Here is a 23065-nt window from a genome sequence, read left to right as displayed (position 1 = left end):
GCGCGTCCCGGGCACGCCGCACCCCCAGGACACACCTCGCCCACGGCACGCCAAGCCCTCGCTCCTTAGACGCGCCAGGTACCGGGTGCTGCGTCCCGGGACCGCCGCATCCCAGGGCGCGCTGTTGTCCCAAGAGCGCGCCCCACAGACAGGGCTCCGAGCGCCGCCTCCCACGAGGCCGCGCTGTCTGCCGCACCGGGTTCCGGGCCGGGTGCAGGGCCGCGGCCCCGGGGCACGCCCCAGGGCCGGGTCGCAGGGCGGGTCCCGGGTGGGGGGTCGGGGCGCAGGGCGAGCCCGGGGTCGGGTCCGGTTGCAGGGCGGGGGCCGGGGTGGGGTGTGGGGGTGGGGGGTGGGGTTCCTTTAGGGGTTGGGGGCTGGGGTGGTCAGGTAGGTGTGGAGGCGGCGGGCCTGGCGGACCAGGTCGCTGGTTCGGGTTCGGGTGGCCAGGTCGGTGATGGCCGGGAGGTCGCCGCGTGCTCCCGCCCAGGCGGCCGCGTCGGCGGCGAAGGAGACCAGGCGGGTGTGGGTGGTGGTGGCGCGTTCGGCTCGGAGGTAGGCGGGGAGTAGACCGGTCATCACCTGCCATACCTCCTGATGGGCCCCGAGCTCCGCCAGTTCCCGCAGGGTGCGCAGCGCGTCCGGGAGGTCGCGTCTCAGGTGGGGGAGCAGGGCGGCGAGTTGCCTGCCGACCTCCTCGCCCGGCAGGTCGCCCGAGGCCGCCAGCCACAGGAACGGCCTCTTGGCCACCGCGCCGCCGTCCCCGCGCAACAGCGCCCAGGCCAGCAGCAGCGCCATGCCCGGTCCGGCCGGCCCGTCGGCGAGTGCCAACCGGCGCAGGTCGTCCGTGTCCGGACGGGCGATCGGCCAGGCGGACAGCAGCCCGTACACCGACCGCGCCGCCGCCACCTCCCGGTATCCGGCCAGCACGGCCAGCATCCGTCCGCACGACTCACCGTGTGTCCGCAACGTCAGCAGGTCGCGGAAAAGGTCGCGATCCTCCGGTGCCGGGATGATGTCGGCGACGACGCGCGGGTCGTCGCCGTGCATCGTCCACCGCAGCGTCACCTGCGGCTCCGCGGGCCGGGCGGTCAGCCGCGCGGCCACCATCCGCCCCGCCTCGCCGGGCAGTCGCCGGGCCCGTGCCACCACCTCCTCGCTCGCCGTCCTTCGCAGCCGCAGTAGTGCCTGCCGCAGGTCGGTGGGGAGCGGGAGCATGCCGTCCGGATATGTCGCCAAGCGCTCCACCAGCACCGCCGCGTCCAGCCCGCCGTCCTCGCGGCTCGGGGTGGCCAGCAGGTACGGCGGAAGCCGTTCGTCCAGCAGAGCTTGATAGACCTCCGCATACCGGGCCAGCGGCAGGTACTTCGAGGCGTCGCACTCCGTGGGGCCGGGGACGCGCTCGGCGATCGTCCGGGTGGGAACGCCGGCCAGGTTGGACAGGATCTGCTCGTCCACCGGGCTCCCCGCGGTCGCGGCCAGGCCGGCCCGGGAGGGTGCGGTGCGTTCCGCGCCCGGCTCGGTCAGCTCCCTGGCCATGGCGGCGGCCCAGTCGGCGGTTTCCCACCACGGCGACGACCAGTACTCCAGGTCCTTGCAGCGGGCGGCCAGTCCCGCCAGCCCGGCGGCCGGCGCGGCGCGGTCGCCCGCGGCCAGCCGGACGAACGCGTCGAGCCACGTCTCCTGGCTCGGCCAGTCGAACTCCGTGGGCAGGAACGCCGCCAGCTCCTCCGGTGTGGACGGCGAGGCGGCGAACGGTCCCGGCTCCGGGGCCAGAGGCAGCGGCCGGGGCGGCAGCGGCGCGGGAGCCTGGTCCGGGGTGTTGGCCTCGCCGCCGAAGGCGCTCGCGAGAGCGGCGCCCTGGTCGGCGGGCAGGAGATCGACGACCTGCCTGATCGTCTCGGCGCCGAGCGGGCTGAACCGGGCCGCGTGTTTGACCGCCAGCTTCACCGCGCGATCGCGCACGGCGGCGGACTCACCGGCCAACGCCGTGGCCAGCGCGGAGGCGTAGTCGTCAAGGTCGTGGGCGGGGTCGCGCAGCAGCCGCTCCAGCCAGCTCAGCCCGGCGGCGACCAGCTTGCTCTCCTGCCGGAACAGCAGCCCGAGCACCGCCTCGCTCGCCTCGTGGGCGGGCAGCTCGCCCAGCCTGCGCACCCGCTTGAGCGCCGGCTCCGCCACGTTGCCCGGCGCGGTGGGCAGCAGCCGCAGGTAGTCGCGCCCGTGCTCGGCCACCTCGCCGTCGGTGGGGTCGAGCAGGTCGTGCAACCGTACGAAGAAGCGCAGGTCGGCTGCCTGCCCACCGCGCAGGAACCGGCGCACGCAGCCCGACAGCAGCGCCTTCCTGGACACCCGCGCCGCGCCGGTCAACGATCTCGCGGTCAGCTTGTGCAGCGCCTTCGGCCAGTCCGTCGAGTCGCGCAGCGCCCTGCCCACGCCCTCCGCCTCGAACAACCGCGGCACCATCGCGTCGAGCAGCCCGTCCTTGGCCAGCGTCGCGGACGACGACGGGGTGGCGGCGGCCAGCCACGCCAGCGTCAGCGGGTCGTGCTCGGGTGGTACAGCTCCGGTACGGCGCAGCATCTCCAGCACGAGGCGCACCTGGTTGTCCGCCTCCGGCCGGGCGCCGCGCAGCCGGAGCGCGAGCCGTACCGCGAGATCGGACTGCCAGGCGGCGGGACGGGCCGACAGGACCGCGACCAGCTGCGGGACGTCGTCGATCGACCCCCGCCAGCCGCCAATCGGGCGGCGCAGCTCGCGGCGGTTGAGCCAGGCGGCCACCGCGGCCGCGCCCGGGAGGGTGGCGGCGCCGGCGACGCGCATCGGCTCGATCCAGCGCTCGGAGATCCAGGGCAGCATGAGGTGCTGGGCTTCGGGGAGGCTGTGGGCAGGCACGTTCAGCTCGTCGGCGCGGGCGTGGAGCGCCTCCCACTTCTCGTGGCGGCGGTCGAGGCGGCGCTCGTCGTCCTCCTCGCCGTTCCTGCGCGCCACCGGCAGGTACGCCGTCAGCTCCGCTGCCACCTCGCGGCGCTCGTCGTCGCCGAAACCGGCGGCCAGCAGGGCCACCGCGTGCATGTCATAGGCGTCGACGGCCTTGCGGACCGCCTCCCATGCCCCAGTCGTCATGCGGAAGACTGTAAAGATCGTCACCGACAGTTTTCGGAGATGCGTTCGTATGCCTGGAGTCAGTAGATGAGGTCGTAGGCGGCGGGGTCGACGCGGAGGGTGCGGGCCCAGTACTCGAAGGTGAAGCCGGGCCAGACCGTGCGGTTGACGCCGTGCTCGTCGAGGTACCAGGACTTGCAGCCGCCGGAGTTCCAGACCAGGGGGTCGAGGCGCCGGTGCAGGCGGTCCTGGAAGGTGCGCTGGTGGCCGGGTTTGACGTCGATGGCTTTGGCCTGGGTTCTGGAGAGCAGGCGCAGGCAGTTCATGACATAGCGGACCTGCGACTCGATCATGAAGACGACCGAGTTGTGCCCGAGGCCGGTGTTGGGGCCGAGCAGGAAGAACAGGTTCGGGAAGCCGGCGGTGGTGATGCCGTAGTAGGTCTCGATGCCGTCCTGCCAGGCGTCCTGGATCTTGCGGCCGCCCCTGCCGACGATGCGTTGTTCCTGCAGCGAGTCGGTGACCTTGAAGCCGGTGCCGTAGACGATGACGTCGACCTCGTGCTCGGTGCCGGTCGCGTCGACGATCGAGCGCTCCCGGATCTCGGTGATGCCGTCGGTGATCAGGGAGACGTTCGGCCTGGTCAGGGTGGGATAGTAGTCGCTGGACAGCAGGATGCGCTTGCAGCCGATGGTGTAGTCGGGGGTGAGCTTGGCGCGCAGTTCCGGGTCGGGGACCTGGCGTTCGAGGTGCCTGCGGGCCATGGTCTCGTGGATCTTCATCAGCCGCGGGTCCACGGCGAAGCCCAGGGCGCGGGTCTCCAGGCCCCAGTAGACGGTGTTGCGCAGCAGGCGGGCGGCGCCGGGCAGAGCGAGGGCTCTGCGCATGGCGCCGGGGATGGCGAAGTCGGGCTTGGCCTGGATCCAGGGCGGGGTGCGCTGGAAGAGGAGGAGTTCCCTGGCCACGGGGGCGATCTGGGGGACGAACTGGATGGCAGAGGCGCCCGTGCCGATGACCGCGACGCGCTTGCCGGCCAGGTCGGCGGAGTGGTCCCAGGCGCTGGAGTGGAAGGACGGCCCGGCGAAGGCCTCACGTCCCTTGATTTCAGGAAATTTCGGGATATGGAGGGCGCCGATGCCCGAAATGACGGCGTTGGCCCGCATCGTGGCGCCGTCCTCGGTGGTGATCTGCCATTCCCTGGCCTCGTCGTCGTATTCGAGGCCGGCGACCTGCTTGCCGTACCGGATATGCGGCCCGATGCGGTACTTGTCGACGCACGCCCGCATGTACTCCCAGATCTCATCCTGCGGGGAGAACATCCGCGACCAGCCGGGATTCAGCTCGAACGAGTAGGAGTACATGTGCGACGGCACGTCGCACGCGCAACCGGGGTAGACGTTGTCGCGCCAGGTACCGCCCAGGTCGGCGGCCTTTTCGAGGATGACGAAGTCGTCGAAGCCGGCCTCCTTGAGCTTGATCGCCATCCCGATGCCGGCGAACCCCGAGCCGATGATCACGATTCCGGGCTTAGTCACTGCGACCTCCTGTAGGTCTCGGACGTCAGGGAAAGGAACTCGGCATGCGCCGGGGAGATCGCGATGTAGTCGAGCGCCTGCCGTAGATCACCCTCCTGGCTGGGGTGGAAGCCAGGCCGCAGATAGCGCGGTACGGCCAGCGCCAGGCTGCGCAACGTCGGCACGCGCCCCTGGTGCGCCCGGTAGAAGTAGTGCGTCCATTTCGCCCGCAGCCGCCCGCGCAGGATCGGGTCGTTGGCCATGAGGAACCCGGCGCCCCGCTTCAGCAGCAGGACGATCATCGGCCCGGTGACCATCATCGTCCGCGTGCGCCGCGCGTACGAGCCGTCGAGGTGCATGAACAGGTCGAACGCCACGCTCCTGTGCTCGACCTCCTCGGCGCCGTGCCAGCGCAGCAGGTCCATCATGACCGCGTCGGCGCCCGCGTCGTCCAGGGGCCGGGCGTCCAGGATCCACTGCCCGAGCACCGCGGTGTAGTGCTCGATGGCCGCGATCAGCGCCACGCGCTCCTTCAGCCAGTACGTCCGCGCGATCGGCGGCATCGTGTCGTCGCCGAGCATCCGCTCGAAGATCCACTCGATGTTCTCGACGTACGGCCCGGGGTCGAGCCCCTGCTCCCTCATGTGCTCCAGCACCCGCTGGTGCGCGACCGCGTGCGTGCCCTCCTGCCCCATGAACCCCTTGACCTCGGCTTTCAGCCGCGGATCCTGGATGTACGGCAGGGCCTGCTTGAACACGTGCACGAACCAGCGCTCACCGGCGGGCAGCAGCATGTGCAGCACGTTGATCAGGTGCGTGGTGAACGGGTCGCCGGGCACCCAGTGCAGCGGCGTCTCCTCCCACGAGAACCTGACCCGGCGCGGCTTGATCGAGGTGTCGGTCATCGGGACTCCCAGCGGCGGACGTGGGGAAGGTCGTCATCCAGCCAGTAGGCGTCGTCCTCGGTGACGACCAGCAGTTCCTCGAACTTGGCGCCGACCGTGTCACCCGCGGTGCCCAGATGCGGCTCGACGGCCCACAGCCCGGGGGTCGGCGGATGCTCACTGGCCTTGCCGCCCGCCCAGAGCGGGGAGCGGCCTTCGAGGCGTTCCTTGACGAGTTCGCGCCCGATCGTACGCAGGGTCCTGACCCCGAAGGACTGGAAAACCACGAAACGCGGCCCGCCCAGGCGAATACGGGCGACCTGATGCCCGATCACCCGCCCGGGATAAACCTTGTGCCGGTTTCGATGCCCTTGTTCGGCGATGAGCCGGTCGACTTCCGCGTAGATATCGCGAAAGGTACGGCGGGCCCGTACCAGCTCCAGGATCTTCCCCCGGAACCCGGCCAGATCCCGGTCCAGCCCGTCCCAGTCGGCGTTGTCCCCCAGGCGCCCCGAATACCCGATGTCGGCGACGAACCCATCCCTGACCGGCGCACAGTCCAGGACGAAGGGCATGCCCTCTTCGAGCCGTCGCGAAGTAGGCAGGAACTGGGTCGGAACCCGAAATTTCCGGAATGCCGTCCGCTCGCCGAACCACGCGAACGGCACGTGGAACCAGTCGTCCGCTCCGTGCCGCTCCAGCCACTTTCGCAGGGCGGTGGCGGCCATGCGCTCGGTCACCCCGGGTTCGAGCCGCGCGGCGACATGCTCGGCGCCCTGGTAGGCGAGCTGCTGCAACTCGCGGAACCTGTCGAGGTCCGCAGTCTTATTGGACACATTGTCCAATGTAGTCAGCCGAAGTTGCCCGGTCCAGAGTGAGCCGGGTCACATCGCATGCTTGTGGCCACCTGTGCGGGTGGTGGGGCGACGGCGTCAAGGCGCGCTCGTTCGCGGGGACGGCCGGTCGGGCCGGGCGCGGGCCGCTGCGGGCCGCGCTGGGAGGGCGTGCGTCGGGGCCGCCGGGCATACCTGCGGGGGACCGCCGGGCTTACACGCGGGCGGGGCCGCCGGGCTTACCTGCGGGCGGGAATGTCCGGGCACACGAAAAGCGCCGAGAGCGTGGCCGTCGGCGCTTGGCTTTGTCGGAGTCGGGTTACTTCAGGATGAGATAGACCGCCACCGCGATGATCGCGAGGACGACCACACCGGCGATGATGGGAAGGGCCGCCGAGCGCTTGCGCGCGCCGTCCTGCTCGCTCTGCTGTGCGAACGCGCGGAACTGCTGCGTGTTGCCGGCCGGGTCGGGATGCTGGTCAGACATGCGCAGCACTCTAGCCGGAACAGGTGAGCCGTTTGCACCTTTTGCCAGGACTGGTGTGGGTGCCCCTGATGACGGACCACGCCGTCCGGCGGATAGTTTTGAAGCATGCTCAGGACCCTGTTCTCCCCACGACTGATCGGGCTGCATCTGCTCACGATCGGGGTCCTGACCGCGTTCATCCTGCTCGGCCGCTGGCAGCTCGGGGTCTTCCAGGACTCCGGCAAGCCGCACGCGGCCACCGATCCCGCCCCGGTCGCCGTGGACGGCCTGGCCAAGGTGGGCGCCGGGTTCGAGAACGCGGCCGTGGGGCGGAAGGTCACCGCGCAGGGCGTCTACGACGGGGAACGGCAGCTTCTCGTCGCCGACCGCAGGCCCAGCGTGGACACGCCGGGCGGCAACGTCGCGCGGGACAAGGGCTTCTGGGTGCTCACGCCGCTCCGGCTCGCCGACGGGACGCTCATGCCCGTGGTGCGCGGGTGGGTGGCCTCGGCCGGTGACGCGGGCGCCGCCGTACCGGCTGGGAACGTGAACGTGTCGGGGCGGCTACGGCCCCCGCAGGGGACCGACAGCGTGCAGCGGCGCGCGGAGGGACTGCCCGCTGGGCAGGTGCAGACCGTTTCCACGGGCGAGCTGATCAACCTGTGGAAGGGCGAGAAGGTGCGCAACGGGTTCGTCGTCGCGCAGCCCGCCTCCGGCGCGCTCGCCCCGGTCTCGGTGGCGCCGCCGGTCGTCGGCGGTACGTTCACGTGGCGCAACGCGGCCTATGCGGCCAACTGGTGGATCTTCGCGGGGTTCGCCGTCTTCATGTGGTTCCACTTCGTACGCGACGCCGTACGGGGTGATCGGGGCCGTGCTCGACAGTCCCCTGAGATGGTTCTGGAAGGTTAGGAAAACTAGTGGAGTCCGCCCTCAAGCCCTTCCGGGTGCTCGCCTACATGGTCGGCGTGATGCTGCTCGTGCTCTGCGTGGGCATGTTCCTCAACTACGTCGTCCGGGTCACGTGGTGGCCTGGGCTGATCATCGCGCAGGTGCACGGGTTCCTGTACATGGTCTACCTGGTCACGGTCATGAACCTGGGCATGAAGGCGCGGTGGAGCTGGCCGTACATGCTGGGCATCATGCTCGGCGGGACGGTGCCGTTCCTGTCGTTCTACGTCGAGCGCCGGGTGACCCAGCGCGTGCAGACCGCCCTGGCGCAGGCCTGAGTACGGCGAGGGCCGCTCTCCGGGCCCTCGCCGTTTTTAGCTGGCTCAGTTGCCGATGCCGCGCCTGCGCACGCGCTTGAGGCGCTCGCGCTGGGACGGGTCGAGCATGAAATAGCCGACCACCGGAGCGGCGACCACGCCGAGGACGACCAGCAGGGTGAGCCAACCCGGCAGGAAGATCAGCGAGAGCAGTACGGCGGCGCCGGCGCCTACCGCGTACTTCTGGATTGGCGACATCCTCAACTTCCTCCGAACGCGGAGCGCGCGCCCCGCCTCTCTCACATTGTGCGTCTTCGGTCCAACGAGTGGGGGACCGGTGGGGTTCCATTCACGATATGTCGCGTGGGTCGAGGCTTTGGGAGATGGTCAGGAACTCCTGGCGTAGGGGCGCCGGGGCCGGTCTGGCCGCCGGATCGCCGGCCAGCAACGCGTACAGTACCGCCGCCAGCGCGCCCGCCCTCGTCAGCGGCGCGCCCGGAGCCGGCGGCAGCCCCTCGACCGCGGCGAACAGCGTCGCACCCAGCGACCACATGTCCGCGGCCGGTCCCGTCGCGCCCTCGGGGGCGGTGTAGGCGGAGATCCCGTTCGGCATCAGCGGCGGGCTGAGAATGGCCTGGCCCGACGGGGACAGCAGGATGTTGCCGGGGCGGATGTCGCCGTGGTGCTCGCCGCGAGCGTGCAGACCCACAAGCTGATCCAGTACGGCCAGCCCGATCGCGGCCACCTGGACCGGAGGAAGCGGGCCGGTGGTGCCGATCACCTGATCCAGCGCCCGATCCACCGGGGTGGCGCCGGGGGCGGCATGGCGTGGTCTGTGCGGGGGCGCGGGGTCGTAGGCGACCGGCCAGGAGGGCGACGGGTACAGCACGTCACTGAGCGGCGCGGGCTCTACAGGTGGCGTCGGGAAGTTCTGGGCGGGTGGCGTGGGGAAGCCGTCGGCCGGCCCCGGGAAGCTGCCGGCGGGCGGTGTGGGGAACGCGGCTACCGGTGGCGTCGGGTAGGAGTCGTCGGCCGGAGGCGCCGGGGAGGGCTCGGGAGGCGGGAAGGGGGCGTCCGGCGGTGTGGGGAAGGCGTCCGGGGACTGCGGTGCGAAGGGACTGTCCACGGGGTGCCCGAAAGGGGCTTCCACGGGGTGGGGGGTGGGCGGGTTCTGCGGTGGCGCGTTCGGGGGCTGCGGGAAGGGGACGTCCTGGGGTGGGGCGTCATACGGGAAGGGGGCGTGCGGGTGCTGCGGGAAGGGGGTGTCGTCCTGGGGTGGGGCGTCGTGCGGGAAGGGGGCGTGCGGGTGCTGGATGGGTGTTTCGGGGGTGATGACGGGCGGTGCGGTGAGCGGTGGCTCGGTGGGTGGCGGGTTCTCGGGGGCGGGCGGGGACTGGCGGCGTCGGCCGAACACCTTGCGCAGGCCCAGCAGGCGGGACTTGGCGGGCGGGCTGGGCGCCTCGTCCTGCGGGGCGGGTGCCAGGGCGCTCTGGTCGCCGGGGTGTGCCGGGGCCTCGCCACCGAGGTGCGGGGCGATGGGGGTGCCCAAGGGCGGGGTCTCAGCCAGATGACCAAGCACGGGCGGCGCAGGGTCACCGGGATGGCCGAGTTCCGGGCCCGTGGGTTGGCCGAAGTCCAGGCCCGCCGTGTGGCTGAAGGCCGGATCTGCCGTGTGGCCGAAGTCCGGGCCCGCTGCGTGGCCGAGGGCTGGGTCCGCTGGTTGGTCGAAGGGGGGCGGCGACGGGTGGCCGGGAGGTGTGGCCGGGGTCGGGGGGAAGCTGCCTGTGGTGGGGACCGACAGGGGGTGGGTGGTGGCGATGGGGTGGTTGAGTGCCAGGCGGGTCAAGGTGGAGGTGATGTCGTCCAGGGACGGCGGTCCGGCGGGGTCGAGCATGGCGCGGATCAGGGCGCGCAACGGCTCGGGGTCGGTGGCCGGTGCGGTGCCCGGCGGGCGGCCCTCCACCGCGAAGTGCAGGGTGGCGGCGAGCGACCACAGGTCAGCGGGCGGGCGCAGGCCGGGGTGCGGCAGGCCGAAGCCGGTCAGTACGGCGCGGCCGGTCGCCGTGAGCATGACCTTGCCGGGATTGAGGTTGCCGTGCACGATCCCGGCCCCGTGCGCGGTCGTCAGGGCCTCCAGGAGGCACAGCCCGGCGCGGGCGGCCTGGAGCTCCGGCAGGGGCCGCTTGGCGTCGACGGTACGCGCCAGCGACGCCCCGGACACGAACTCCGTGACCAGCCACGGCCCGCCCTCCTCCTCCACGAGGTCGAGGAGTGGGACGATCGATGGATGCCGCAGTCCGAGCGCCCGCCGGGCCTCCTCGGCCGGCTGCGCCCGCATGTCCCTGACGGCGACGTCACGGTGCGCCACCTCGTCGAAGGCCAGCCGTACCGTGCCTTCGCCCAAGGGGTTCAGCAGCCGATAGCGCCCGCCCAGCTTCATGCTTTCTCCCATTTCGAAACGCACGATAGCGGGATATCTCCGGGCATAGCCATGCGCGGGGGGTACACCGATGTGTTTACCCGGAATCGTGCCTGGTGAGGTGGGCTGGTGCCCAGCCTTCCCGGCACCCTCGACAGCATGCGGAAACTCCTTCCCATCGCCCTCGTCCTCGCCGCCGGTTGCCAGGCCGCGCCGCCGGCCGTACCTCGGACTCCTGAAACCAGGACGGACACCAGCATCGCGTGGACGGCGTGCGGTCCGCGTGAGTGCGGCAAGCTGGACGTCCCACTCGACCATGCCAGGCCCCGAGGCGAACGCGTCACGCTGGCCCTCACCCGTGTCCCGGCCCGCGACCCCGCCAGGCGGCTCGGCAGCCTCGTGTTCAACCCGGGCGGGCCCGGCGCGACCGGCCTCGACTTCCCGCGGGTCCTGACAAAGGCGCACGACACCCTCGGCGAGCGCTACGACCTGATCGGGTACGACCCGCGCGGCGTCGGCGAGAGCAGCCCCGTCCAGTGCCTCACCAAGGAGGACCTGGCCACCGCGTTCACCGCCGACCCCACCCCGGACACCGACCGGGAGAAGGACGCCGCCTTCGCCGCCGCCAGGAAGGTGACGGCCGCCTGTGAGAAGGCCGCCGGGCCGCTTCTGCCGTACCTCGGCACCAGGAACCACGCGCGCGACCTCGACCGGATCAGACAGGCGCTCGGCGAGGACAAGCTCACCGCTTTCGGGCTGTCGTGGGGCGGATCGCTCATGGCCACGTACGCGGACCTGTTTCCCGGGAACGTCGGGCGGCTCGTGCTCGACTCGCCGGGCAATCCGACGCTCGGCCAGTTCGAGGTGATCAGGCTCCAGATGGCCGGCACCGAGAAGGGTCTGCGCCGCTTCGCCGACGCCTGCGGGGCACGGGCGGACTGCCCGATCGGCGCGACCGGCGAGGAGGTGCTCGACCGCTTCGACCGCTTCCTGGCCGGGGGCCTGCCGGTCGGCGAACTCACCGAGCCCGCCGCGCGGCTGGCCGTCCTCTACGGGCTCTACCGCCCCGACGGCTGGCCCAAGCTGGAGAACGCGCTGGCCAAGGCCTACAAGGGCGACGGAAGGCCGATGCTGGAGATGTCCGCGTGGCTGGCGGGCGGCAGCCAGGAGAGCGGGTTCAGCAACTTCCAGGACGCCAACATGGCCATCAACTGCGCGGACTACACCGAGAGGTACGGCAGGCGCGACCTCGACCGCCTGGCCGCGAAGATCGCCGCGGACGCGCCCAGGTTCGGCCCGTCCGCGGTCTGGCAGACGCTGCTCAACTGCGCCTATTGGCCCAAGTCCGCCGACCCGCACGCCGGCCGCCTGAGCGGCGCGGGCGCCCCGCCCATCCTGATCGTCGGCAACACCGGCGACCCCGACGGCGTCTACGAGTACGCCGCCGACGTCGCCGGGCAACTCTCCTCCGCCCGGCTCCTCACCTGGGACGGCGACCGCCACGGCGCCTACGGCGGCAAGAACGCCTGCGTCGACGCCGCCGTGGACGCCTACCTGCTCAAGGGCTCTCTGCCTGAACCCGGGAGCCGTTGCCGCTGACCCAGCGCTCCTGGGCCTCCTGGAGCCTGCGCCACAACTTCTCCCGCTCCCGCGCGCTCACGTCGGCCATGGGGAGCCCGAACACGTCGGCCAGCGCGGCGAAGTAGTCCGCCTGGGTGGTGATCGTCGTGCGCAGCGAGCGGTCGCCGATCCTGGTCAGCACGAGGCCGCGCATGGTGTCCACGCCGCCGGCGTCGCGGCGCTGCACGACGGCGACCCGGACGAAGCCCGAATCCGGCGAGGTGGTCAGCTCGCGGTGCTTGCCGGCGAAGTCGGACATCTGCGCGGGGGCCGGGCCGAAGTCCATGCCGACGAACGATCCGCGCGGGTCGTGGTCGAAGCGCCAGCCGCCGGGCGCGATCTCCGAGGGGCGCAGGCCGTACTCGAAGGGTCCTTGGCGGTAGGTGCCCGCGACCAGGGGGAGCGGCTCGCGGATGGCGTCGCCGAGCCCGAGGTCGACCAGCCATTCGCCGTCGGGCAGCCGGACCGTGAGCACGAGGTGGTTGCCGGCGAGGTGCGGTCCGGTGGCGGACTCCTGCTGGGCGCCGGCGAGGTGCTTGGTGACCTCGTAGCCGAGCGCCGTGGCCAGGAGGGAGAAGGCGCCGTTGAGGTGGTAGCAGTAGCCGCCCCGGCCGCCGATGATGCGGGCAGCGGACTCCTGCGGGTCGACCGTGGTGGGCCGGCCGAGCCAGATCTGCAACGCCTCGTAGGAGACCCGTTCGATATGGGCGATGTGGAGTTCACGCAGGTTGTCCGCACTGGGCGGGGCGTTGAGGAGGTCGGGGCGGCCGATGCGGGAGAGGTACGCGGCGACGTTCACGAGCACAAGTCTGCACGGGATGTCCACAAATTGCCGAGTGTCGTCTGCACAGTCCCCTTCTAGGCTTCGAGTCGTGAAAAGGGTCCTGGTCGTCGAAGACGACGAGACGATCGCACGCGCGGTACGCGACCGGCTGGCCGCCGAAGGCTTCGACGTCCAGGTTGCCGGCGACGGCGAGAGCGCGATGGCCGCCTACGGCAGAGCCGAGCCCGACCTGGTGATCCTCGATCGCCTGCTGCCCGGTCTCGACGGTCTCGAGGTGTGCCGCCGGATGCAGGCGGCCCGCCCGGTGCCGGTCCTGATGCTGACGGCGCTCGGGGATGAGACCGACGTGCTGGTCGGGCTGGGGGTGGGCGCGGACGACTACATCGCCAAGCCGTTCAGCATGCGCGAACTGGTCGCCAGGATCCACGCGCTGCTGCGCCGGGTCGAACGGGCCGCCCAACTGGCCGCCGAGGACACGGTGATCCGCGTGGGCGAGGTGGAGATCGACACCGCCGCCCGCCGCGTGTTCGTCGGGGGACAGGAGGCCCAGCTCACCCGGACCGAGTTCGACCTGCTGCGCCGCCTGGCCGAGCGGCCCGGCCAGGTCTTCGAGCGCGACCGGCTGCTGTCGGACGTGTGGGGCTTCTCCGAGGCCGCCGCCACCAGGACCGTCGACAGCCACGTACGGGCGCTGCGCCGCAAGCTCGGCCCGGACGTCGTGCGCACCGTGCACGGCGTGGGCTACGCCCTGGTGCGGCGATGAGGCCACTCGACTTCCTCGGCCGCATCAAGGTCAAGCTGGGCCTCGTCATCGTCCTGGCCGTGGGCGTGGCGTTCGTGGTCAACGAGGTCGGCATCAACTCCGGCTACTCGCGCGAGGTACGCATCGCCGTCGCCGCCCTCCTCGCGCTGATCATGGTCCAGTGGCTGGCCAGGGGCATGACCAAGCCGCTGCGCGAGATGGCCTCGGCCGCGCAGACCATCGCCAAGGGCAGCCACGCACTCCGGGTCCGCGCCACCTCGCGTGACGAGGTGGGGGAGCTGGCCAGGGCGTTCAACGCGATGGCCGCCGACCTGGCCGAGGTCGACAGGCAGCGCCGCGAGCTGATCGCCAACGTCAGCCACGAGCTGCGCACGCCGATCACGGGGCTGCGGGCCGTACTCGAGAACGTCGTCGACGGCGTCTCCACGCCCGACCCCGTCACGATGAGCACCGCGCTCGCCCAGACCGAACGGCTCGGCCGCCTGGTCACCCAGTTGCTCGACCTGTCGCGGCTCGACTCCGGCGCCCGCCTGATCGAGCCCGAGGCGATCGAACTCGGCCCGCTGCTCGAACAGGCACTGCGCGAGGCGGGGCTGGCGCGCGAGGACGTGCGGCTGGAAGGGCGGATCCCGCCCGGCCTCGTGGTGCGCGCCGACCCCGACCTGCTGGCCCAGGTGCTGGCCAACGTCCTCGACAACGCGGTACGGCACAGCCCGCCCGGCGCCCTGGTCACCATCACGGGGGCGGGCCAGGGCGCGGGGATCCGCATCACCGTCGCCGACGAGGGGCCGGGCATTCCCGCCGAGGCCAGGGCGCGCGTGTTCGAACGCTTCTCCCGGCTGGACTCCGGCCGGGCGGCCGACTCGGGCGGCTCGGGGCTCGGGCTGGCCATCGTCAAGGAGATCGTCGAGCTGCACGGTGGCTCCATTCACATCGGCGACGGCACCGGATGCCGGATGGTCGTCGACTTACCGGGGAGGACCACGATGGCGGAAACATCGGTCGGGACCGGGGAGGAACGCCGGGCGGAACGGGCGCTCCCCGAGGCGGGCAACCCACGGCAGGAGGCGGTCGCGGCCAAACCGGCCGTCGTGGCGGCAGAGGCGACGGCGGATGCTACGGCGGGAGTGACTGCGGGAGTGACCGCGGGAGTGACGGCAGGTGTCACGGCGGGAGTGACGGCCAAGATGCCGGTAGAGGCAACAGCAGAGGCAGCAGCCGGGGCGACGCAGGAAGACGCGCCCGCAGTACAGGACCAGCGGGCCGTCGCCGCCGGAGGCGCGGAGGCGGTCTCACAGGGCGGCGCGGCAGCGGTCTCACCGGACGGTGTGGCGGCGGTCCTACAGGATGGCGTGGCGGCGGCGCAGGATGGCACGGCGGCGGTCCCACAGGACGGCGTGGCGGCCCAGGCGACGGCCGGGGCTTCGGATGTGACGGCCGAGGCGCAGCCCGGAGGCGTGCCCGCGACGGTGAAGGACGGCGTGGCGGTGGCCGCGAGGGCCGAGGGGGCGGTGGCGGCCGAGGCGGCGGCTACCCGCACCGGCCCGATCACCGTGCCGGTCGAGACCGCGGCCACACGACCGACGCCGGTCGGGCCGGGCTCGCCTCCCCGGACGGTGCCGGTCGGGGCGGGCGCGGCGGTGCGGCCCCCTGCGGGTGCGGCGGTGCGGACCGCTCCGGGTGCGGCGGTGCGAACCGCTCCGGGTGAGGGTGGGGCTCCGGGTGCGGGTGGTGGGCAGCGGCAGTCGGGGAGCTGGTTCGGGCGGTTGTTCTGGGGGATCTTCCTGGGGTTGCTGGCCGGGTTCCTTGTCGGGCTGTTCGCCGCCGTCGTCATGGGTGTCGCGTTCGGGGGCGTGGCCGCGCTGGTCACGCTGATCCTGGCCACGGCCGCGGGTGGCGCCGTCGGCTCGGTTGTGGCCGCCGATACGGCGGCGCGGCAGCCGTACAGGCAGCAGAGACCTCCGCAGCCCCTCGCGCCGGGCGCCTACGGACCTCCGCCGCCCCCCTACCAGCCGCCCCCGCTGCTGCCGAAGCCGGAGCTGCCCGAGACGCCGCGCTGGCTGCTTCCGGCGGCGGCGGGTGCGGGGGTGTTCGCCGCCGTGGCGCTGCCGGACGCGCAGAGCGGGCTCGGCCTGGTGCTGGTCGCGCTGGTGCTCGGGGCCGGCGCGCTCCCGGCGGTGCTGCGCAGGGCGACGCCGTGGACGCTGGCGTTCGGGCTGACCGGCTACTGGCTGATCTCGACGGCCGTGATCAGGGACGCCGACTGGCTGGTCCTGATCATGGTGACGGCCGGGGCCGGGCTGATCGCGCTGGCGGTCTCCGGCGCGGGCACCGGCTGGCTGGGCGTGATCAGGGGCGGCATGTCGGTGGTGCTGGCGCTCGGCCCGGTGCCCTGGCTGCTGTCGGGGCCGGTCAAGCGCCTGGTCGCCCGGCGGCGGATCATGCCGACGCTGGCGGGTGTGGGCATCGCGGTGGTGCTGGTCGGGGTGTTCGGGCTGTTGTTCGCCTCGGCCGACCGCGTGTTCGCCAGGTACCTGGAGCGGCTGACGGCCACGCCCGACTGGATGGAGTCGCTCCCGTCGCGCGTCGTGCTGTTCGCGGTGTTCGGGGCGCTGCTGTCGGCGCTGGTCCTGGTCGCGCTGCGGCCGGTCAAGGACCCCATCGGACCCGGCGTCAAGGTCACGATCGCGCGGACGGTCTGGCTGGTGCCGCTGACCGCGCTGAACCTGCTGTTCGGCGCGTTCGTGGCGGTGCAGATCAGGTTCCTGTTCGGCGGCGCGGCGACGGTGCGCAACACCGAGGGCCTGACCTATGCCGAGTACGCCAGGGAGGGCTTCTTCCAGCTCGTCCTGGTCAGCATGATCGTGCTCGGCATCGTGGCCGTGGCCGGGGGCGTGCTGCGCACCGGCCGCCGCGAGCGCTGGGTGCTGGCCGGTCAGCTGGGCGTGCTGTGCGCGCTGACGCTGGTCATCCTGGCCTCCGCGCTGCACCGCATGGACCTCTACACCGAGGTGTACGGGCTGTCGCGGCTGCGGATCTCGGTCCAGGCCACGGTCTGGTGGCTCGGCGTGGTGTTCGCGCTGGTCCTGCTGGCCGGGGCGGCCCGGCTGGCGGGCCGCGGCTCGGGCTGGCTGCCGCGCACGATCGTCCTGGTGACGGCGCTCGGCCTGGGTACCTTCGCCATGGTCAACCCGGACCTGCGCGTGGCCGAGACCCAGGTGGCGGTGCGCGGCGTGGCGCAGATGGACTCCGACTACCTGGGCGACCTGGGCGCGGAGGCCGTGCCCGCGCTCGTCCGGCTGCCGGAGCCCCAGCGAAGCTGCGTGCTGTTCAACGTGGTCAAGGCCAACGGCCTGGACGCGCCGGACCCGTGGAACGGCTGGAACCTGGCCCGTTCACAGGCCAGGGAGCTGCTCGCCAGGCAACCGGTCAACGTCCGGGCCAACTGCGTGTCCGGCACCAGGGGCAGCTAGGGCACCCAGTGGTTGCCGGAGGCGACGATCATCGACTGGAGCTGCACGGTGGCCGCGAAGTAGTCCTTCTTCCCGATCTCCCGCGAGGTCAGGTACGCCCACAGCTTGTCCAGCCAGGCCTGCCCGTCCGGCTGGACGAGCGCGGCCACCGCGAACGGCGCCACGAACGCCGGCTCGGGCCCCTCCTCCAGCGGCTTGCCGTCCAGGGTGTAGCCGCCGGCGATCTTCTCGGGGTCGCCGACCTTGGAGATCCAGATGCTCATCTTGCGGGCGGCGGCAGTGGAGGCGGCGTCGCCGCTGGTCACCGCGTCGGCGCCGATGCGCCACGGGTCGCGCAGGGCGTTCCAGTTGTAGTCGCCGTCGTGCGCGTCCTCCAGCACCTGGCCCTTGACCGGCTTGCCGTTCTTCACGAAGTCGGGCAGCAGGCCGGTCTCGTTCGGGATCTCGGCGATGAGCTTCTGGTGCGCCTGCCGGATCTCCGCCCAGGCCGGGTCGATCTTCTCGAAGGCCCGGAAGTGGTCGATCATCCAGTCGGAGGTGCGTGAGACCTTCGCCAGCGGGTCGTCCTGGGTGGCCCAGTCGCCCAGCTTGACCAGCTTGGTGTCCGGGTTCACCTCCGACTCCTTGATCGCGGCGATCCGCTTGACCGCCTTGTCCCGGTAGCCGCCACCCCACTGCCGCTGGGCCATGAGCAGGCCGTAGGCCACGTCGAGGTCGCCGTCGGTGGCCGAGTCGGAGCCGTTGACGCTCTTGCAGTTCTTGTCCTGCTCGGCGGCGAGCAGGTCGGGGTTGTTGACCGACGGGTGCGCCTCGACGTAGCCGAGGATGCCGTCGAAGAGGTCCCTGTCGCCCATCGTGGCCGCGATGACCAGGCCGTAGCCCTGCGCCTCCGCGACGTACGGGTGGTCGGCGTCCGGCGAGATCACCTGCAGCGAGCCGCACTTCGCGGTGACGAAGGCCGCCTTCCACCTGCCGTAGTAGTCGCGCACCTGCCCGTCCGCGTCGCCCTTCGGGCGCAGCACACCCTGCGCGTACGGCACGCGGTGACTGCCGAACGGCACCGGCTGCTCCAGGGAGGCGGGGCCGGTGGCGGCGGGCTTCGCGTCGGGCCGCGCACCCGCGCATCCGGTGGCGCCGGCTATCAGGACTGCTAGGGAAAGGATGGTCAGGCGGCGCACGGGTGTCCCTTCTGATGAGTCGCCAGACGGTATGAGAACGGCAGCCCGGGTGCCAAATCAGGTTTAATCCTTGAGTGGCTTTCGATGTGATCATCAGCGGTGCCCGGGTGCTCGACGGGACGGGCGCGCCGCCGTACCGGGCCGACGTGGCGCTCAGCGGCGATCGCGTGGCGGCGGTCGGCCGGCTGGACGGCGCGCGGGCGGCGCGGGTCGTGGAGGCGGCCGGGCGGTTCGTCGCGCCCGGGTTCGTCGACTGCCACGCGCACGGCGAGGCCGCCGTCTTCGACCCGGCGGTGCAGCTCGCGGCGCTGCGGCAGGGGGTGACCACGTTCGTGCTGGGGCAGGACGGGCTGTCGTTCGCGCCGGGCTCGGCCGCGACCGTGGCCTATGCCACCAGGTACTTCACCGCCGTCAACGGGCGGCTGCCGCACGAGGGGCCGCTGTCGGTCGGCGAACTGCTGGACGGCTACGACCGGACGGTCGCGCTGAACACCGCCTACCTGCTGCCGCACGGCACGATCCGCTACGACGTGATGGGCCCCTCACCGAGCGCGGCCGGGCCCGCCGAGATCGCGGCGATGCTGGCCAGGGTGGAGCGCGGGCTGAGTGAGGGGGCCGTCGGGCTGTCGAGCGGGCTGGAGTACCTGCCGGGCCGTTACGCCTCGGCCGAGGAACTGGCCGCGCTCTGTGCTCCGCTGGGCGGCCTGCCGTACGTCACCCATATGCGCGCCTATGGCGCGAAGGCCGCGATCGGCATGGACGAAGTCGGCGAGATCGCGCGGTTGTCGGGGGCGGCGGTGCACGTCTCGCACCTGCACGGGCCGGCGGGTGTGCTGCTGCCGCTGGTGGAACGGGCGCTGGCCCAGGATGTCGACCTGACCTTCGACACCTACCCCTACCTGCGGGGGAGCACGATCCTGGCGATGGTCGTGCTGCCGCCGTCGGTGCCGGGGGCCGAGGTGGACCGGGCGGTCGAGATGCTCGGCTCTCCCGACCTGGACTCCTGGTGGGACTCGCTGAAGGACACCTGGCCGAGGCTGACGATCTCGCACGCGCCGGGCTCCGCATGGGCCGAGGGGCTGACGATGGTGGAGGCGGCGGCCCGCGCCGAGCTGCCGCCCGCGGAGTTCTGCAAGAAGCTGCTCGTCGACACGCGGCTCGAAGCCGGGTGCGTGACGGCGCGGCCCGACGAGGGACCGGAGGGGGAGGAGTCGGTCCGCCGGATCCTGCGCCACCCCGTGCACACCGGCGGCTCCGACGGCATCTACGTCGGCGGCCACCCGCATCCGCGCGGCTGGGGCGCCTTCGCCCGCTTCCTGGGCCGGCACGTGCGCGAGCTCGGTGACTGGACCTGGCAGGAGGCGGCCGTGCATCTGGCCTCCCATCCGGCCCGCCGTTTCGGGCTGGACGGGCGCGGGCTGGTGCGCGCCGGGTCGGCCGCCGACCTGATCGTCCTGGACCCGGCCAAGGTCGGTGACGAGGCCACCTACGCCGCGCCGCGCACGCCGGCCACGGGAGTGGACGACGTGTTCGTCTCCGGTGTCCAGGTGCTGGCCGGAGGCGAGCTGACCGGGGCCACCCCAGGCCGGGCGCTGCGCTCGCGTTGATAGGGTCAACGCGGATGAATGGGGGCATCGTGCAGGGAATTCTCGCGGAGTCCGAGCTGCCGCTGATGGTCGTGCACCGCGCCGCGCTGGAGCACAACGTGGCCACGATGGCCGCCTTCGCGCGAGGCCACGGGCTGGAGCTCGCGCCGCACGCCAAGACCCACCTGTCGCCCGAGATCTCCGCGATGCAGCTCGACGCCGGGGCCTGGGGCCTGACCGTGGCCAACACGAGGCAGGCGAGGATCGTCCGCGGCTTCGGCGCGAGCCGGATCATGGTGGCCAACCAGCTCGTGGACCCGGTCGGGCTCGACTGGCTGGCGGCCGAGCTGGAGCGCGACCCCGGGTTCGACTTCCTGTGCTTCGCCGACTCGCCTGAGGGCGTGGACATCCTGCGCGCGCACGCGCCGGCGCGGGGGTTCCGCGTGCTGGTCGAGCTGGGGCACGCGGGCGGCCGCGCGGGCTGCCGGTCGGTGGAGGAGGTCGTGGATCTGGCCGGATATATCCAGACCGCGGATGGTGTGTCGCTGGCCGGCGTGGCCGGGTACGAGGGCGCGCTCACCTCGGCCGGAGAAGTCCGGAAATATCTGGGCCTGCTCCAGGACGCCGTCGAGTACCTGCGGGTCAAGAACCCCATCCTGACCGTCGGCGGCAGCCAGTGGTTCGACGTCATCGGGCGCGAACTGGTCGCCGCCCAGGCCACGGTGGTGCTGCGCAGCGGCGCGTACGTCACCCACGACGACGGCTACTACCGCGAGCGCACCCCCTTCAACCGGATCGACGGCGAGCTGCGCCCGGCCTTCGAGATCTTCGCGCACGTGCTGTCCACCCCCGAGCCCGGCCTGGCGATCGTCGGCATGGGCAAGCGCGACGCGCCCTACGACGAGGGGCTGCCGGTGCCCAGGCGCGAGGGGCTGACCGTCGTCAAGATGCAGGACCAGCACACGGTCGTGCATGGCGACGGCCTGCGCCCCGGTGACGTGCTCTCCTTCGGCATCTCGCACCCGTGCACCGCCTTCGACAAGTGGCGCGCGCTGCCCCTCGTCGACCCTGACTATCGCCAGGTCGGCACCATAACCACGCATTTCTAGGAGATCTCGTGAAGAAGGAAATCAGGACCAACGACGGCGCCGCTCCCGTCGGGGCCTACTCCCAGGGCCTCGTGGTCGGCGACTTCGTCTACACCTCGGGCGCCGGGCCGCTCGACCCGGTGACCGGCGAGGTCGTCGGCGACGACGTGGCCGCCCAGACGCACCAGACGATGAAGAACCTCGGGGCCGTCCTGGCCGCCCACGGGCTCGGCTTCGACGACGTGGTCAAGGCGACCGTGCACCTGCAGCACCTCAAGCGCGACTTCGCGGCCTACAACGAGGTGTACAAGTCGTACTTCAACCAGCCTTTCCCGGTCCGCACCACGGTGGGATCCGACCTGATGGACATCCTGGTGGAGATCGACTTCGTCGCGCACAAGAGCGCGTAAGGTCAACCCGTGGACAGTTCGGTATACGTCTTCGTCGAGGACCTCCGGGGTGAGGGCGTCGACAAGGTGCTCGACCGTGTCGCCGGATACGGCACGGCCGGCATCACCGTGGGCGCCGTGCACCACGGCTCCCGCGACGTCACCCCGCACGGGCTGTCCAGGCTGACCCTGCGCCACGACGGCGCCCACTTCGTCCCGCCGCACGAGCTGTTCTCCGGGCTGCGTCTCACGCCGGTCCCCGGCTACACCGACGCCCTCGACGGCGTCCGCGAGGCCTGCTCGAAGCGGGGCCTGAAGCTCCACGGCTGGACGGTGTTCCTGCGCAACCTCACGCTCGGCACCCGCCATCCCGACGTGACCGTGCGCGACTGCTTCGGCGACCGCGGCTCGCTCACCGACCTGTGTCCAGCCCACCCCGACGTGCGCGAGTACGCCGTGGCGCTGGCCAGGTCGGTGGCGAGGCTCGGCGTCGACAGCGTGGTGGCCGAATCGCTGCACTTCCGGCCGCTGCGCCCCGAGCGCTCGTTCGTCCCGCTCGGCCCCATGGACAACTACCTGTTCGGCCTGTGCTTCTGCGACTACTGCATGCGCCGCGCCACCGACCTGGGCGTCAACGCCGAGGTGGCGCGGGACGAGTGCGCCAGGATCGTCGGCGGCGTCTTCGACGGCGACCCCGCCGCGCAGGGCGAGGTGACCAGGGCCGCGCTGACCGCCTACGCCGGTCCCGACGTCGTGGCCTACGCCCGCGCCCGCTCGGAGACCGTGACCACGCTGGTGTCCGAGGTGGCGTCCGCGGTGGCGGAGGAGGGCTCCAAGCTGGTGTTCATCGACTACACCGGCTCGGTCAAGGGTTACCGCGACGGCCTGCCGTCGCCCGGCCTGGCCGCCCACGACGCCTGGCAGCTCGGCGTCGACCTGGTCGCCCTGGGTGACCTGGTGCCCGCCTTCGGCGTGCTCGCCTACGCCCGCGACGCCGCCCGGGTGGCCGACGACGTCGGCGCCTACCTGCGCTCGGTCGGCAAGGACCGGGAGGTACGGGCGGTGCTGCGCCCCGGCTACCCCGACAGCGACTCCACCGACCGGCTCGTGGCCAAGGCGCTCGGGGCCAAGGCGGCGGGCGCGGCGGCGGTCGACTTCTACGCCTATGGGCTGGTGCCGTATCCGGTGCTCGAGCGCGTTCCGGCGGCGCTGAACGAGGCTAGCTGACCCCGTCGAGCACGGCCGCGACCGCCTCGGTGGCGAAATCCGGGCCCAGCGGCAGGCCCCTGAACACCGCCCTGGTCCACATCGCGCCTGCCAGCAGGTCCATGACGAGCATCGGGTCGGCCGACTGGGGGAGTTCGCCGCGCCGTACCGCGCGCTCGAAGATCACGCGCTCGCGGGCGAGGCGGTCGGCGAAGAAGCGCCGCGCGTCGATCTCGGGATGGTGTACGGCGGCGCCGAGCGCGGCCACCGCCACGTCCCGCCCCGGCGGTTCGGTGAGCAGCACCCCCAGCGCCTCCACCAGCGCCACCAGGTCGCCGCGCAGCGATCCGGTGTCGGGTACCTCGAACTCCAGCATGTCCGCCTCGACCAGCGCCGCCGCCAGCAGGGCGGCCTTCGAGGGCCACCAGCGGTAGATCGTCGTCTTGTTGACGCCCGACGTCTCGGCCACGCCCTCGACGGTCAGCCCGTCGTAGCCCTTGCCGGCCAGTAGCCGCAGCGTCGCCGCGAAGATCTCCCGCTGCTTCCTCGGTGCCATGC

Annotated in this window: 19 protein-coding genes; 9 read left to right on the top strand and 10 right to left on the bottom strand. The window is 72.1% G+C overall.

Annotated features, from left to right (window positions below; genetic code table 11):
- Positions 1-360 precede the first annotated feature (360 nt).
- The 5 genes from ACFWY5_RS07545 to ACFWY5_RS07525 all read right to left on the bottom strand — a co-directional run bounded on the left by ACFWY5_RS07545 (position 361) and on the right by ACFWY5_RS07525 (position 6817).
- Positions 361-3120 carry a DUF6493 family protein gene (locus tag ACFWY5_RS07545; protein WP_379630842.1) on the bottom strand — a complete coding sequence of 920 codons (2760 nt, stop codon included), beginning with the start codon at positions 3118-3120 and terminating at the stop codon, positions 361-363.
- A gap of 59 nt (positions 3121-3179) precedes the next feature.
- Positions 3180-4634 (bottom strand): flavin-containing monooxygenase, encoded by a 1455-nt coding sequence (locus tag ACFWY5_RS07540; RefSeq protein ID WP_379630841.1) that lies wholly within the window; start codon positions 4632-4634, stop codon positions 3180-3182.
- A complete protein-coding gene (locus ACFWY5_RS07535) occupies positions 4631-5518 on the bottom strand; it encodes a metal-dependent hydrolase (protein ID WP_379630840.1) in 888 nt (295 codons plus the stop codon). Before ACFWY5_RS07535 ends, ACFWY5_RS07540 begins: the two co-directional genes overlap by 4 nt.
- Positions 5515-6333 carry a M24 family metallopeptidase gene (locus ACFWY5_RS07530; protein WP_379630839.1) on the bottom strand — a complete coding sequence of 273 codons (819 nt, stop codon included), beginning with the start codon at positions 6331-6333 and terminating at the stop codon, positions 5515-5517. The genes ACFWY5_RS07535 and ACFWY5_RS07530 overlap by 4 nt, the downstream gene beginning before the upstream one ends.
- Positions 6334-6649: 316 nt before the next feature.
- On the bottom strand, positions 6650-6817 hold the full coding sequence (locus ACFWY5_RS07525; protein ID WP_379621878.1) for a hypothetical protein: 168 nt from the start codon (positions 6815-6817) through the stop codon (positions 6650-6652).
- Between the two features lie 105 nt (positions 6818-6922).
- On the opposite strand from ACFWY5_RS07525, the gene ACFWY5_RS07520 reads away from it, so the two are divergent.
- Together ACFWY5_RS07520 and ACFWY5_RS07515 are read left to right on the top strand one after the other, a co-directional pair.
- Positions 6923-7705 (top strand): SURF1 family protein, encoded by a 783-nt coding sequence (locus ACFWY5_RS07520; RefSeq protein ID WP_379621876.1) that lies wholly within the window; start codon positions 6923-6925, stop codon positions 7703-7705.
- Between the two features lie 8 nt (positions 7706-7713).
- Positions 7714-8022: a DUF3817 domain-containing protein gene (locus tag ACFWY5_RS07515; RefSeq protein ID WP_379621874.1), complete on the top strand. Its 309-nt coding sequence runs from the start codon at positions 7714-7716 to the stop codon at positions 8020-8022.
- Positions 8023-8067: 45 nt separating this feature from the next.
- Here the strand turns inward: ACFWY5_RS07515 and ACFWY5_RS07510 are convergent, their stop codons facing one another.
- Complete coding sequence (locus ACFWY5_RS07510) at positions 8068-8259, bottom strand: hypothetical protein (RefSeq protein ID WP_379621872.1); 192 nt, start codon at positions 8257-8259, stop codon at positions 8068-8070.
- Between the two features lie 91 nt (positions 8260-8350).
- The gene (locus ACFWY5_RS07505; RefSeq protein WP_379630838.1) at positions 8351-10441 is read right to left on the bottom strand and encodes a hypothetical protein; all 2091 of its coding nucleotides are present in this window, start codon (positions 10439-10441) and stop codon (positions 8351-8353) included.
- Between the two features lie 108 nt (positions 10442-10549).
- Between ACFWY5_RS07505 and ACFWY5_RS07500 the strand changes: the two genes are divergently transcribed.
- Positions 10550-12019 carry an alpha/beta hydrolase gene (locus tag ACFWY5_RS07500; protein ID WP_379630837.1) on the top strand — a complete coding sequence of 490 codons (1470 nt, stop codon included), beginning with the start codon at positions 10550-10552 and terminating at the stop codon, positions 12017-12019.
- Here ACFWY5_RS07500 and ACFWY5_RS07495 read toward each other — a convergent pair.
- Positions 11979-12839 (bottom strand): arylamine N-acetyltransferase, encoded by an 861-nt coding sequence (locus ACFWY5_RS07495; protein WP_379630836.1) that lies wholly within the window; start codon positions 12837-12839, stop codon positions 11979-11981. The two genes, ACFWY5_RS07500 and ACFWY5_RS07495, sit on opposite strands and share 41 nt — an antisense overlap.
- 73 nt (positions 12840-12912) lie before the next feature.
- Here ACFWY5_RS07495 and ACFWY5_RS07490 point away from each other — a divergent pair, with 73 nt between their 5' ends.
- Positions 12913-13587: a response regulator gene (locus ACFWY5_RS07490; RefSeq protein ID WP_379621864.1), complete on the top strand. Its 675-nt coding sequence runs from the start codon at positions 12913-12915 to the stop codon at positions 13585-13587.
- Positions 13584-17060, top strand: coding sequence for a DUF4153 domain-containing protein (locus tag ACFWY5_RS07485; protein ID WP_379630835.1), 3477 nt, complete (start codon positions 13584-13586; stop codon positions 17058-17060). Before ACFWY5_RS07490 ends, ACFWY5_RS07485 begins: the two co-directional genes overlap by 4 nt.
- Here the strand turns inward: ACFWY5_RS07485 and ACFWY5_RS07480 are convergent.
- Complete coding sequence (locus tag ACFWY5_RS07480; protein ID WP_379630834.1) at positions 17057-18238, bottom strand: glycosyl hydrolase family 8; 1182 nt, start codon at positions 18236-18238, stop codon at positions 17057-17059. The two genes, ACFWY5_RS07485 and ACFWY5_RS07480, sit on opposite strands and share 4 nt — an antisense overlap.
- Positions 18239-18312: 74 nt before the next feature.
- Here ACFWY5_RS07480 and ACFWY5_RS07475 point away from each other — a divergent pair, with 74 nt between their 5' ends.
- Genes ACFWY5_RS07475 through ACFWY5_RS07460 form a run of 4 tightly spaced genes read left to right on the top strand, consistent with a single transcriptional unit; the run spans position 18313 to position 22528 of the window.
- Entirely contained in the window at positions 18313-19845 is a 1533-nt protein-coding gene (locus ACFWY5_RS07475) for an amidohydrolase family protein (RefSeq protein WP_379630833.1), read from the top strand.
- Positions 19846-19874: 29 nt separating this feature from the next.
- Positions 19875-20933 carry an alanine racemase gene (locus tag ACFWY5_RS07470; protein ID WP_379630832.1) on the top strand — a complete coding sequence of 353 codons (1059 nt, stop codon included), beginning with the start codon at positions 19875-19877 and terminating at the stop codon, positions 20931-20933.
- Between the two features lie 8 nt (positions 20934-20941).
- The gene (locus ACFWY5_RS07465; RefSeq protein WP_379621854.1) at positions 20942-21322 is read left to right on the top strand and encodes a RidA family protein; all 381 of its coding nucleotides are present in this window, start codon (positions 20942-20944) and stop codon (positions 21320-21322) included.
- A gap of 9 nt (positions 21323-21331) precedes the next feature.
- A complete protein-coding gene (locus tag ACFWY5_RS07460; RefSeq protein WP_379621852.1) occupies positions 21332-22528 on the top strand; it encodes a hypothetical protein in 1197 nt (398 codons plus the stop codon).
- On the opposite strand, the gene ACFWY5_RS07455 is transcribed toward ACFWY5_RS07460, so the two are convergent.
- Positions 22521-23063, bottom strand: a complete 543-nt coding sequence (locus ACFWY5_RS07455; RefSeq protein ID WP_379621850.1) for a TetR/AcrR family transcriptional regulator — start codon at positions 23061-23063, stop codon at positions 22521-22523. The genes ACFWY5_RS07460 and ACFWY5_RS07455 overlap by 8 nt on opposite strands.
- Positions 23064-23065: the final 2 nt, after the last annotated feature.

The sequence above is a fragment of the Nonomuraea sp. NPDC059007 genome (assembly GCF_042740555.1).
Classification (GTDB): Bacteria; Actinomycetota; Actinomycetes; order Streptosporangiales; family Streptosporangiaceae; genus Nonomuraea.
Note: the sequence above shows the minus strand (reverse complement) of the source record. Positions and strands in the feature narration are given on the sequence as shown.